The 12,901-nt window shown below is 72.6% G+C and carries 9 protein-coding genes; 8 read left to right on the top strand and 1 reads right to left on the bottom strand.

What is annotated here, in order from left to right:
* The first annotated feature begins 10 nt into the window (after positions 1 to 10).
* The 4 genes from NUT86_RS14525 to obgE all read left to right on the top strand — a co-directional run bounded on the left by NUT86_RS14525 (position 11) and on the right by obgE (position 6,258).
* The gene (locus tag NUT86_RS14525; protein ID WP_274735594.1) at positions 11 to 3,844 is read left to right on the top strand and encodes an Rne/Rng family ribonuclease; all 3,834 of its coding nucleotides are present in this window, start codon (positions 11 to 13) and stop codon (positions 3,842 to 3,844) included.
* 228 nt (positions 3,845 to 4,072) lie between these two features.
* Positions 4,073 to 4,393 (top strand): 50S ribosomal protein L21, encoded by a 321-nt coding sequence (gene rplU, locus NUT86_RS14520; protein WP_006605648.1) that lies wholly within the window; start codon positions 4,073 to 4,075, stop codon positions 4,391 to 4,393.
* Positions 4,394 to 4,407: 14 nt separating this feature from the next.
* Positions 4,408 to 4,665 (top strand): 50S ribosomal protein L27, encoded by a 258-nt coding sequence (gene rpmA / locus NUT86_RS14515; RefSeq protein ID WP_018088248.1) that lies wholly within the window; start codon positions 4,408 to 4,410, stop codon positions 4,663 to 4,665.
* Between the two features lie 156 nt (positions 4,666 to 4,821).
* On the top strand, positions 4,822 to 6,258 hold the full coding sequence (gene obgE, locus NUT86_RS14510) for a GTPase ObgE (RefSeq protein WP_018088247.1): 1,437 nt from the start codon (positions 4,822 to 4,824) through the stop codon (positions 6,256 to 6,258).
* A gap of 163 nt (positions 6,259 to 6,421) precedes the next feature.
* Here obgE and NUT86_RS14505 read toward each other — a convergent pair whose 3' ends face one another.
* On the bottom strand, positions 6,422 to 8,509 hold the full coding sequence (locus NUT86_RS14505; RefSeq protein ID WP_274735590.1) for a hypothetical protein: 2,088 nt from the start codon (positions 8,507 to 8,509) through the stop codon (positions 6,422 to 6,424).
* 434 nt (positions 8,510 to 8,943) lie between these two features.
* Between NUT86_RS14505 and proB the strand changes: the two genes are divergently transcribed.
* The 4 genes from proB to NUT86_RS14485 all read left to right on the top strand — a co-directional run bounded on the left by proB (position 8,944) and on the right by NUT86_RS14485 (position 12,859).
* Complete coding sequence (gene proB / locus NUT86_RS14500; RefSeq protein WP_086021795.1) at positions 8,944 to 10,062, top strand: glutamate 5-kinase; 1,119 nt, start codon at positions 8,944 to 8,946, stop codon at positions 10,060 to 10,062.
* Positions 10,063 to 10,302: 240 nt separating this feature from the next.
* On the top strand, positions 10,303 to 10,797 hold the full coding sequence (locus NUT86_RS14495) for a hypothetical protein (RefSeq protein ID WP_018088244.1): 495 nt from the start codon (positions 10,303 to 10,305) through the stop codon (positions 10,795 to 10,797).
* Between the two features lie 72 nt (positions 10,798 to 10,869).
* The gene (locus tag NUT86_RS14490) at positions 10,870 to 12,138 is read left to right on the top strand and encodes a glutamate-5-semialdehyde dehydrogenase (RefSeq protein WP_018088243.1); all 1,269 of its coding nucleotides are present in this window, start codon (positions 10,870 to 10,872) and stop codon (positions 12,136 to 12,138) included.
* A gap of 61 nt (positions 12,139 to 12,199) precedes the next feature.
* Complete coding sequence (locus tag NUT86_RS14485; protein ID WP_018088242.1) at positions 12,200 to 12,859, top strand: SCO2584 family spore wall biosynthesis protein; 660 nt, start codon at positions 12,200 to 12,202, stop codon at positions 12,857 to 12,859.
* Positions 12,860 to 12,901: the final 42 nt, after the last annotated feature.

Here is a 12,901-nt window from a genome sequence, read left to right as displayed (position 1 = left end):
AACCGCCCGCATGCTCGAGCCCATTGAGCCCACCCGATCCACGAATTCCCAGGATCGCGGTGCTGACGACAACCACTCACCCAGTGACACGCTGCCGCCGCGCCGACGGCGCCGCGCGGCATCCCGGCCGGCCGGTCCGCCGGCGGCCGGTGCCGCCGCCGAAGCCGCGGTGGTGAGCACCGAGGCCACCGCCGCGTCCGCGGCCGATCCGGCCCTCGACGAGGAGACCACCGCATCCGCGGTGACCACCGGCGAGGAGGCCAAGCCGGCCCGTACCCGCCGCCGGGCGACCCGCAAGGTCACCTCTCCGGCCGGCGCCCCGCAGCGGGCTGCCGACGAGCCGGACACGACACCGGCCGCCGAGGCCGAGACCGCCGAGGCCGAGACCGACCAGGCCCCGGCCGCCGCCGTCGAGACGCCCGCCGAGGCGCCGCAGGAGGAGGAGGCGGCACCGCGCCGCACCCGCCGCCGTGCGACCCGCAAGGTGACCGCCCCCGCCGGCGCCCCGCAGTCCGAGGCCGCCCCGGAGCCCGTGGTCGCCGAGGCGCCCGCGCCCCTCGCGCAGCCCGTCGAGGCCGCCGCGGACGTCGCTCCGGCCACCGCCGAGGAGAGCGAGGAGGCGGCACCGCGCCGCACCCGCCGCCGGGCCACCCGTAAGGTCACCGCTCCGGCCGGCGCCCCGCAGGCGAGCGCCGCCGACGAGGCCGCCCCGGCCGAGAGCGCCCCGGCCGCCCCTGTCGCCGAGGAAGCGGCCCCCGCGCCCGCCGAGGACGCCAAGCCCGCCCGGACGCGTCGCCGCGCCACCCGTAAGACCACCGCCCCCTCGGACGCGCCGCAGGCCGCCGAGGAGGCCGAGGAGCCCGCGGCAGCGGAGCCCCAGGAGGCACCGGTCGCCGAGGCACCGGCCGCCGAGGACCGGACCGCCGAGGCGCCCCGCCGCCGGGCGCGCCGCCGTGGCGAGCGTGCCGCGGAGCCGGCCGCCGAGGCGCCCCGCACCGAGGAGGAGCCCGCCACGGAGGCGCCGCAGCGCGGCCGTCGCCGTGCGCAGCGGCCCCCGACCGCCGTCTTCCAGGCGCCGGTCTTCACCGAGCCGATGTTCCAGACGCCGGAGACCGCGGCCGCCGCCGCTGCCGCGGCCCGCCAGGAGGAGACCGTCGTCACCGAGCCGGTCGCGGAGGAGCAGCCCGCCGCGGGTTCGCGCCGCCGTCGCCGTCGCGGTGCCCCGGCCGAGCCCGAGCAGGTGTCCGCGGCCCCGGCCGAGGAGCCGGCGGCCGAAGAAGCCGCGGCAGCGGCCGAGCCGGAGACCGAGCAGGCCGAGAGCGGCCACGGTGAGGACGAGTCCGCCGACCGTCCCTCGCGCCGCCGCCGCCGTGGTGGCCGTCGCCGTCGTCGCGGTGAGTCCGCCGAGGGCGCCGACGAGCAGGCCGCCGACGAGCGGGAGGCCCCGGAGGCGGAGGCCGAGGAGACCGAGGAGCAGGGGCAGCCGGAGGCACACGAGGACGAGGAGCCGTCGGGCGGCGGGTCCAGCAGCAGCCGCCGTCGCCGTCGCCGCCGCCGTCGTACCGGTGAGCCCGCCGAGGTCGAGGCCGGCAGCGCCGACGACCCGGAGCGCACGGTCGTCAAGGTCCGTGAGCCCCGCAAGAAGGACGAGAGCACCAGCGCCGACGAGGTGCAGTCGATCAAGGGGTCGACGCGTCTGGAGGCCAAGAAGCAGCGCCGCCGTGAGGGCCGCGAGCAGGGCCGCCGCCGGGTGCCGATCATCACCGAGGCGGAGTTCCTGGCCCGCCGCGAGGCCGTCGAGCGGGTGATGGTCGTCCGCCAGAGCGGCGAGCGCACCCAGATCGGCGTTCTTGAGGACAACGTGCTCGTCGAGCACTTCGTCAACAAGGAGCAGGCGACCTCGTACGTCGGCAATGTCTACCTCGGCAAGGTGCAGAACGTCCTGCCGTCGATGGAGGCCGCGTTCGTCGACATCGGCAAGGGCCGTAACGCCGTGCTGTACGCCGGTGAGGTCAACTTCGAGGCGCTGGGCATGGCCAACGGCCCGCGCCGGATCGAGACCGCGCTGAAGTCCGGCCAGTCCGTGCTGGTGCAGGTCACCAAGGATCCGATCGGCCACAAGGGCGCCCGGCTCACCAGCCAGGTCTCGCTCCCCGGCCGCTACCTGGTCTACGTGCCCGAGGGCTCGATGACCGGTATCAGCCGCAAGCTCCCCGACACCGAGCGGGCGCGGCTGAAGCAGATCCTCAAGAAGATCGTCCCCGAGGACGCGGGCGTCATCGTGCGCACCGCGGCGGAGGGTGCGAGCGAGGAGGAGCTGGCGCGCGACGTCCAGCGCCTGCAGGCCCAGTGGGAAGAGATCCAGAAGAAGGCCAAGAGCAGCAGCTCCAGCGCGCCGACCCTGCTCTACGGTGAGCCGGACATGACCGTCCGGGTCGTCCGCGACATCTTCAACGAGGACTTCTCCAAGGTCATCGTCAGCGGTGACGACGCCTGGGAGACCATTCACGGCTATGTCGCGCATGTCGCCCCGGACCTCGTCGACCGGCTCCAGAAGTGGACCTCGGACGTCGATGTCTTCGCGACGTACCGCATCGACGAGCAGCTGATGAAGGCGCTGGACCGCAAGGTCTGGCTGCCCAGCGGCGGTTCGCTGGTGATCGACCGGACCGAGGCGATGATCGTCGTCGACGTCAACACCGGCAAGTTCACCGGCCAGGGCGGCAACCTGGAGGAGACGGTCACCAGGAACAACCTGGAGGCGGCCGAGGAGATCGTGCGCCAGCTGCGGCTGCGCGACCTCGGCGGCATCATCGTGATCGACTTCATCGACATGGTGCTGGAGTCCAACCGGGACCTGGTGCTGCGGCGCCTGCTGGAGTGCCTGGGCCGGGACCGGACCAAGCACCAGGTCGCCGAGGTCACCTCGCTCGGCCTGGTCCAGATGACCCGTAAGCGGGTCGGCCAGGGCCTGCTGGAGTCCTTCTCCGAGTCGTGTGTGCACTGCAACGGCCGTGGCGTCATCGTCCACATGGACCAGCCGGCGGCGGTCGGCGGCGGTGGCAAGCGCAAGAAGAAGGGCAAGGGCGCCCAGCCCGAGCCGCATGTCCACGAGGCCGAGGCCGTCGAGCCGACCCCGGACGGCGCCGAGCCGGAGCTGGAGCCCGTCCCCGTGACGGAGGCCGAGCTGCAGCCCGCGGTTGCCGAGGCCGAGGAGTGGTTCAGCAGCCCGGCCGAGGCCGAGGCGGCCGCCGGGCGTGGCCGTGGCCGCCGCCGGGTGAGCCGGAAGGTGTCCGCTCCGGCGGGCGCCCCCAAGGCGGCCACGGAGGCCACCGAGATCGTCGTGCCGGCCGAGCCGGTGGCGGCGCCCGAGCCGGAGCCCGCTCCGGAGCCGGTCGCCGAGGCGCCGGCCGCGGAGCCCGCGCCGGCCCGTCCGCGCCGTCGGGCGACCCGTAAGGTGACCGCCCCGGCGGGCGCCCCCAAGGCCGCCGAGGAAGCCGCCGAGATCGTCGTGCCGGCCGAGCCGGCGCCGGCGGCGGAGCCGGTCACCGAGCCGGCGTCGGCCGAGTCCGCGGAGCCCGTCGAGGGCGCCGGGGCGGAGGCGGAGCCCGCGGCCAAGAAGACCGCGAAGAAGGCGACGACGAAGAAGGCGGCGGCCAAGAAGACCACCGCGAAGAAGACCACGGCCAAGAAGACGGCGGCGAAGAAGACCACCACCGCCAAGAAGGCCACGGCGAAGAAGACCACCGCGAAGAAGACGACGACGAAGAAGGCGGCGGCCAAGAAGACCGCTGCCGCCGAGCAGCCCTCGGTGGCGTCGGTGTCCGCTTCCGCGGAGGACTGAGCACGTACGGCCGTGCCCCGGACCAGCAGGTGGTCCGGGGCCGGTTTGACCCCCTGGTCAAGGCCCCGTAATCTTGACCGTCGGTGTCTGTGACACCAAACCCCTGAGCAAACACCTCTCGGTCCGCCGAGGGAGGCCGCTCGTCCACTCGGATTCCACGGGCCCTATCCCGAGCCCGTGTGAGCGGCTGGCATCAGAGGATCCGTTCCTAGCGAAAGAGAGTTCCGCGTGTACGCGATCGTGCGCACCGGCGGACGCCAGCAGAAGGTTGCTGTTGGCGACGTCATCGAGGTTGACCGCATTTCCACCAGCAAGGTCGGCGACACCGTCGAGCTCTCCACGCTGCTGGTTGTCGACGGCGACTCGGTCACCAGCGACCCGTGGGTCCTGGCCGGCGTGAAGGTCCAGGGCGAGGTCGTCGACCACCACAAGGGCGACAAGATCCGGATCCAGAAGTACAAGAACAAGACCGGTTACAAGAAGCGGATCGGCCACCGCCAGCTCCACACGGCGCTGAAGATCACCGGCATCGACGCTCCGGCGAAGTAAGGGACTGAGGAGACATGGCACACAAGAAGGGCGCATCGTCCACTCGGAACGGTCGCGATTCCAATGCTCAGCGGCTCGGCGTGAAGCGCTTCGGCGGTCAGGCCGTCCTCGCCGGTGAGATCCTGGTCCGCCAGCGTGGCACCCACTTCCACCCGGGCACGGGCGTCGGCCGCGGCGGCGACGACACCCTGTTCGCCCTTGCTGCCGGTGCGGTGCAGTTCGGCACCCACCGTGGCCGCAAGGTCGTGAACATCGTTCCGGTCGCCGAGTAATCACGGCCTGACCGGGCGATAGCTCAGCATCAGCATCACTCAGGGGCGGACCGCCTTTTCCCGCGAGAGCGGGAAGGCCGGTCCGCCCTTGCGTGTTAGTACAGAGACATTCGCAGTACAGCGACATACCCGTAGTTATCTGGAGGCACCCCCACCATGACCACCTTCGTGGACCGCGTCGAGCTGCACGTCGCCGCGGGTAACGGAGGCCACGGCGTGGCCTCCGTGATGCGGGAGAAGTTCAAGCCGCTGGGCGGCCCGGACGGCGGCAACGGCGGCCGCGGCGGTGATGTGATCCTGGTCGTCGACCAGGACGTCACCACGCTTCTCGAATACCACCACCACCCGCACCGCAAGGCCACCAACGGCCAGCCGGGCGCGGGCGACAACCGCTCCGGCAAGAACGGCCAGGACCTGGTCCTGCCGGTCCCCGACGGCACGGTCATCCTGGACCGCCAGGGCAATGTGCTCGCCGACCTCGTCGGCCAGGGCACCACCTTCGTCGCCGGCCAGGGCGGCCGCGGCGGCCTCGGCAACGCCGCGCTGGCCTCCGCCCGCCGCAAGGCCCCCGGTTTCGCGCTGCTCGGCGAGCCCGGCGAGGCCCGCGACATCGTGCTGGAGCTCAAGACCGTCGCGGACGTCGCGCTGGTCGGCTACCCGAGCGCCGGCAAGTCCTCGCTGATCTCGGTGCTCTCCGCAGCCAAGCCCAAGATCGCCGACTACCCCTTCACCACCCTGGTGCCCAACCTCGGTGTGGTGACGGCCGGTTCGACGGTCTACACGATCGCGGACGTCCCCGGCCTGATCCCCGGCGCGAGCCAGGGCAAGGGCCTGGGCCTGGAGTTCCTGCGGCACGTCGAGCGCTGCGAGGTGCTCGTCCACGTCCTGGACACCGCGACCCTGGAGGCCGACCGTGACCCGGTCTCCGACCTCGACATGATCGAGGAAGAGCTCAAGCAGTACGGCGGCCTGGACAACCGGCCCCGGATGGTCGTCCTCAACAAGATCGACGTCCCGGACGGCAAGGACCTCGCCGACATCATCCGCCCCGACCTGGAAGAGCGCGGCTACCGCGTGTTCGAGGTCTCCGCGGTCGCCCACATGGGCCTGAAGGAGCTGTCCTTCGCGCTCGCCGACGTCGTCTCCAAGGCACGCGCCGCCAAGCCCGTGCAGGAAGCCACCCGTATCGTCATCCGGCCCCAGGCCGTGGACGACGCCGGCTTCACGATCACGGAGGAGGGCGAGAACTTCTTCCGCGTGCGCGGCGAGAAGCCCGAACGCTGGGTCCGCCAGACCGACTTCAACAACGACGAGGCCGTCGGCTACCTCGCCGACCGTCTCAACCGTCTCGGTGTCGAGGACGCGCTGCGCAAGGCGGGCGCGCACGCGGGCGACGGCATCGCCATCGGCCCCGAGGACAACGCCGTCGTCTTCGACTGGGAGCCGATGATGGCGGCCGGCGCGGAGATGCTGGGCCGGCGTGGCGAGGACCACCGCCTGGAGGCGCCCCGTCCGGCCGCGCAGCGCCGCAGGGACCGGGACGTGGCGCGGGACGAGGCCGACCAGGAGTACGAGGGCTTCAAGCCCTTCTGACGGCCCGCCCGGCGGACCGCGGCACCCAAGAACGCGGCGGCGGAGAACGCGGCACCGGAGAACGCAGCACCGAAGAACGGGGAAGGCCCCCGGGAGGAGATCCTCCCGGGGGCCTTCCCCGTGCTCGTCGCCGCTGTCGAGGCCGTGAACGGCCCGCTGCGGGCTAGACGGCGGCCGCGGCGTCCGAGGCGCCGTTGGCCTTGTCCTCGGCCGTCTCGGAGGCGTCCATGTCCTCCTGCGAGCGCTGGCCGGGGATGCCGGACAGCCGGTTCTCCATCCGGACGCGCCGCTCGTCGGCCTTGGCGGCCAGCGCCAGCGCGGCCTGGTTGAAGCGGACCGACGACGGCGGGTCCGACGGGCCCAGCAGATGCTCCTTGAGCTCGGCCCGCTCCCCGGCCAGGGTGTCCTTCTCCGGATTGCGGACCGCGTCGAGGAGACCCGCCACACCCTCCGCCTCCGGCGTGAGGATCGTCGCCGCCCGCACGGTCGGGAAGTTCACCCGGAAGTCGTCCTCGCTCATGCCCGAGGTGTTGGCGACCGCGTAGGGCTTCTCGCTGGTCAGGTAGTCGGAGACGACGCTGGAGACATCGCTGATCAGCACATCGGCCTGGTTGAAGCAGCTGAAGATGCCGGGGCGGGCGGTGGTGATGATGCGGTGCTCCCACTCGGGGAAGGAGTTCCAGTACGCCTCCTCCCAGGCGGTGACGGCCGCCGCGACGGCGGCGGCGCGGCCCTCCTCCGGGGTGCCCTGCAGCCGCATCCGCTCCAGCTCGTCCGCGCTCTTGCGGAACGCGGAGGTGGTCAGCGCGTTCAGCGCGTCGGTGCACCGGGCCAGCTCGGCGGCGGCCTCCGGGCCGGGCTGCGCCCCGCTGCGCCGGGCGTTCGCCTCCGTGATCATCGCCTGGATGCGGGTGTTGGCGGCGCCCGCACGCGGGTCCACGGAACCGGTCATCGGGTGCGGCTTGTACAGCAGCCGCACGTTCTCGTCGGCGAGCAGCTCGCGGACGATGTTCTCGCCCGCCAGGATCACCGAGGTGTTGCCCGGGTTGCCGTCCCAGCCCTCCCAGGTCGGGGCGTACAGCACGGTCGTCAGACGGCCGGCCGGGGCGCCCGCGTACGGCTGGATCGGCGCCAGCTGGGGGCGGCCGACCTCGATGACGTCCTTGTCCTCGACGCCGATGTCGGCGAGCTGGTAGCGGTCACGGGCCGCCGGGCCCGCCACCCATACCTCGTCGTACGCCTTCGCGTACGGGTTGCAGGAGGACAGCTTGTCGCTCTCGCCGTGGTTGGTGAAGGCGTGCTTGATGGACGGGATGCGCAGGATCTGCGAGGTCTTGCCGGAGTTCGCCGGGTGCAGCAGCACCTTGAGCGTGGAGTGCTCCAGCCGCATCAGGTTGGCGACCTTGGGGATGCAGACGATCGGCACGTCCGTGGCCTCGATCTTCTGCACCATGAAGCGCTCACGGAGCACGATGATCGGGTTGCCGTCCAGGGAGGCGAGGGTGCTCAGCCACATGTTGGCCTGGTAGGCGGAGGAGGAGCCGCCGGAGAAGTACATACCGACCGTCGGCCGGTACTCCGCCAGCCAGTTGTCCAGCCACTCCAGCGCCTGCTTCTCGCTGGCCACGCGGTGCTTGGGCAGCAGCCAGGTGCCCAGGTAGAGCGTGCCGCCGGCGGACAGGGCCAGGGAGACGGCCAGGCCGATGCCGCCCCAGTACGCGTCGGTGGTGATCGCGGTGAGCATCATGCCGGTCGTGGTGGGCACCGAGAAGCGCAGCAGGCGCCGGCCCGTCTGGCGGGAGAGGATGCGCGGCGGGGCGTCGCACAGCCGCAGCGCGCTCGCGTCGATGTTGCGGGTGACGAACGGCATGCTGCGGGTCCGGCGGACCAGCACCGCGACCGCCTGGCACACGAAGTGGGTGCCGTAGAAGAGGAGCAGCGTGATGGTGAGCGGCGCCTGCTCCTCGAGCGGGTTGATGCCGTCGATGTGCAGCAGGCCGACCAGTATCAGCATGTCGCGCAGCAACTGGCGCACCGTGACATCGAACCGGATCCGGCCGAGCACCGCGAGCAGGCCGGGCTGCTTGTGCTGGAGGACCAGGTCGAGACCCAGGTTGACCACGGATGCGGCGATGAACAGCGGGATGACGGGCAGCAGCGCACCGAGGAGCTGCGCGGTGAAGGCGACCATCATCGCGAAGAGGGCCGCGAGCTGTACGGCTCGGCGGGGGACGATTCCGGCGGAAGGCACGGGGGAGGGCTCCTGGCAGCACGAAAGGTCAGGGGGAGGCCGAGGGGGGCGGCCGGGTCCCGCGCTGCGACGCCGCCGGAGCGGCGAAACGGGACCGATGGACACCCGACCGTATGACCTTGTTGGCCTTGGTGACAATCTGCTGTGGCTCTCATCACCGCGAAAGCGGACCAATCGAACGCAACCTGTTGGCCTCGGCTTCCCTCTTAAGGAAAACCTCGTGAGGTAGCGGGCGAACGGGATGCGCGGCCCCTATTCTGCGCGATTCCTCCGCGCGCCGTGACCGGCCGGACGTATCTCACACGGCGTCCGCCAGGCGATATCACGAAGCGCCCGTGGCCCGCCCTGCCGTAGATTGCGCCCGTAGGGCCGTGGTGCGGGTCGAGCAGTGATCCCCGTACGGCGGTGGGATCGGCGAGCACAGGGGTACGCAGGTGGCAGGCGCAAGGCAGGACGTGAAGGACGCCCGCCGGATCGTGGTGAAGGTCGGCTCGTCGTCGCTGACCACGGCGGCGGGGGGACTGGACGCGGACCGCGTCGACGCGCTGGTGGATGTGCTGGCCAAGCACCAGGACAAGGAGATCGTGCTGGTCTCCTCCGGCGCCATCGCGGCCGGCCTGGCGCCCCTGGGGCTCGCCAAGCGGCCCCGCGACCTGGCCCGGCAGCAGGCCGCCGCCAGCGTCGGCCAGGGCCTGCTGGTCGCCCGCTACACCGCCTCCTTCGCCCGCTACGGCCGCCGCGTCGGCCAGGTCCTGCTGACCTCCGACGACACCAGCCGCCGGGCCCACTACCGCAACGCCTACCGGACCCTCGACCAGCTGCTGGCCATGGGCGCCGTACCGATCGTCAACGAGAACGACACCGTCGCCACCGACGAGATCCGGTTCGGCGACAACGACCGGCTGGCGGCCCTGGTCGCCCATCTCGTCCGCGCCGACCTGCTGATCCTGCTCTCGGACGTGGACGGCCTCTACGACGGCGATCCGGCCACCCCCGGCACCTCCCGGATAGCCGAGGTCCACGGGCCCAAGGACCTGGAGGGCATCTCCATCGGCAGCGCGGGCAAGGCCGGCGTCGGCACCGGCGGCATGGTCACCAAGGTCGAGGCGGCCCGGATCGCGGCCGCGGCAGGCATCCCGGTCGTCCTGACCTCCGCCGTGCACGCCGCGGAGGCCCTGGCCGGCGGCTCGACCGGCACCCACTTCCTGCGCACCGGCCGCCGCTCCGCCAACCGGCTGCTGTGGCTCGCGCACGCCTCCACCCCGTGCGGGGCGCTCGTCCTGGACGACGGGGCGGTGCGGGCCGTCGTCGAGCGCCGCTCCTCGCTGCTGCCGGCCGGCATCGCCTCGGTGGAGGGCGATTTCTCCGCCGGCGACCCGGTCGAGCTGCGGGACGGCGAGGGCCGCGCGGTCGCCCGTGGCGTCGTCAATTTCGATGCCCGGGAAATCCCCCGTTTGATTGGCCGTTCGACCCGCGATCTCGCCCGCGAGCTGGGCCCCGCCTATGAGCGGGAGGTCGTGCACCGCGACGATCTGGTGCTGCTGCACCGCTGAGGGCCCGCCCCCGGGCCGACGTCCCTCCGCGGCCGAAAACCGCCCCTCCGGCCTGGTGTGAAGACCGGCCTTTCCATGGAGACCTTGGGGAAAACGCCCCCGCGACGGGCCGCGGGCTGGTCAACTTTGTTGCGGGGGCGCCGTAGGGGAGCGGCGCCCGCAGCGCGCACGCGCACCCGCCGACGTACGACGGCTCCGCACCCCCGAGGGCGGAGCGATTCGCATCACAGGAGGCCGCCGGTGAGACGAGGGCGCCCAGGGGCACCGCCCCGAGGGTCGGCGGAGCGCACCCTGACCAGCGTCGGGACCGGCGAGGACGCCGCCCGGCCGGACGACCGCGGTACGGAGCGTGACGGGGCGGCGCAGCACGCACCGGAGGGCGGGCGCCGGGAGGCGTCCCGGCTGTGGCACATCACGCTCAGCGTCTCGGGCGCCGAGGCCCCGCTGAAGGAGGTCCGGCGGGCCCTGGAGCAGCTCGCCCACGACCATCCGTTCCTGCTGACCAGCCGCTACGCCAACGATCACGCCGAGATCCGCTACTGGGAGGAGGCGCGGGACCTGCACGACGCCGCGGCGGTCGCCCTGCGGCTGTGGGGCGAGCACCGCTCGACGGCCAAGCTGCCGCCGTGGGAGATCGTCGGCCTGGAAGTCATCGACCGCGAGACCTACCACCAGCGCCTCGCGGAGGGGTACGGCCCACCGCCGGCCTCCCCGGTCGGCGTCCACCCGTTCTGATCCTCGGCCGTCCGCGTCCCGCGCTGTGAGATACGGCGTGGCCGCGGCCTGCCGCCCCGCTAGGCTGCGGCCATGACCAGCAGCGCATCGCACTCCTCGCCCGTCCTCGAGACCGCCCGCCGCGCGCGGGAGGCAGCCGCCGTCCTGGCGCCACTGCCGCGTACGGCCCGTGACGCAGCGCTGCTCGCCATCGCCGACGCCCTGGTGGAGCGGACCGACGCGATCGTCACCGCCAACGCCCAGGACATCGCCAAGGCCCGGGCGGCGGGCACCGCCGAGTCGATCGTGGACCGGCTCACCCTCACCCCCGAGCGGATCGCGGCCATCGCCGCCGACGTCCGCCAGGTCGTGGCGCTGCCCGACCCGGTGGGCGAGGTGGTGCGCGGCTCGACCCTGCCCAACGGTCTCGACCTGCGGCAGGTCCGGGTCCCGCTCGGCGTGATCGGGATCATCTACGAGGCCCGGCCCAATGTGACGGTCGATGCCGCGGCCCTGTGCCTGAAGTCCGGCAACGCCGTGCTGCTGCGCGGCTCGTCCTCCGCGTACGCCTCCAACAGCGCCCTGGTGGAGGTGCTGCGCGACGCCGTCCAGAGCGCCGGACTGCCCGCCGACGCGGTGCAGCTGGTGCCCGGCGAGAGCCGTGACTCGGTGCGGGAGCTGATGCGCGCCCGCGGCCTGGTCGATGTGCTGATCCCGCGCGGCGGCGCGTCCCTGATCCGTACGGTCGTCGAGGAGTCCACCGTCCCGGTGATCGAGACCGGCACCGGCAACTGCCACGTCTACGTCGACGAGGCCGCCGACCTCGACATGGCCGTCGACATCCTGATCAATTCCAAGGCACAGCGGCCCAGCGTCTGCAACGCCGCGGAGACGGTGCTGGTGCACGCCGGGATCGCCGAGAAGTTCCTGCCGCGCGCCCTGGAGGCGCTGACCCAGGCCGGGGTCATCGTGCACGGTGACGCCGCCTGGCAGCAGGCCGGCCCCGGACTGGTGGCCCCCGCCACCGACGAGGACTGGGCGACGGAGTACCTCTCGTACGACATCGCGGCCGCCGTGGTGCCCGACCTGGACGCGGCGGTGGCGCACATCCGGCGCTGGACCTCCGGTCACACCGAGGCCATCGTCACCACCTCGCAGGCCGCCGCCCGCCGCTTCACCCAGTTGGTGGACTCCACCACCGTCGCGGTCAACGCCTCCACCCGGTTCACCGACGGCGGTGAGTTCGGCTTCGGCGCGGAGATCGGCATCTCGACGCAGAAGCTGCACGCCCGCGGCCCCATGGGACTGCCGGAACTGACGTCCACGAAGTACATCGTCACGGGCGACGGCCACACCCGCTGAACGTCCCCCGGATTCCCCGTTCTCCCTGCCCAAAATGACCGGCCGGGGCTAACCTGGACGGGTGCCGGACGACGTGGGGGGCAAGCCGTTCCCGGACGGTGAAGAGCCCGACGAGCACCACCACGGGAGCCACGGAAAAGCGGACGAAGAATTCGCCTCCGTGGTCTTCGACGAGGAATTCGTCCGGTCGGCCCGGATTCATGAACCCTCGGCGGTCGAGCGGATGCTGGCCGCCGCCGAGGCGCGCGCCGAGGCCGAGGCGGCCCGCTCCGGGCCCGGTTTCGGACCCGACGGCGACGACCCGGACGAGACCGGCCCCCGCAGACGCCGGCGCGGCCGGGAAACCGACGACTACGACGGCTACGCCGATTACGGAGAGTACGACGACGGGGAGTACGGCGACTATCCGCCACATGACCCGTACGGCCCCTACGGCGGTGCGCTGCGTCCCTACCGCGGCAGCACCCGCTGGCACCGGCCGGTCGCCTGGGTGCTGGCCGTGGTGATGGGGATCGGGCTGGTCGCGCTGGCCTTCAGCGCCGTCTACCGGGGCTCCGCCGGGCGGACCCAGACCCCGGCTCCGGCGCCCACCTCCAGCGGGGTGGATTCCCCGGTCACGGGCGGCACGGACAGCGTCCGTACGGCCCGCCCCGGCCTGCCGTCGCCGCCCTCGGCCGAACCCCTGCGCCCGTCGTTCTCGGCGGTGCCCAGGCCGCACTGACGGCGTGGCACACTTCCCGCAAATCGGACGCCTGAAACCGCA

The sequence above is a fragment of the Streptomyces sp. G7(2002) genome, assembly GCF_028870195.1.
Lineage (GTDB): Bacteria > Actinomycetota > Actinomycetes > Streptomycetales > Streptomycetaceae > Streptomyces > Streptomyces nigrescens.
Note: the sequence above shows the minus strand (reverse complement) of the source record. Positions and strands in the feature narration are given on the sequence as shown.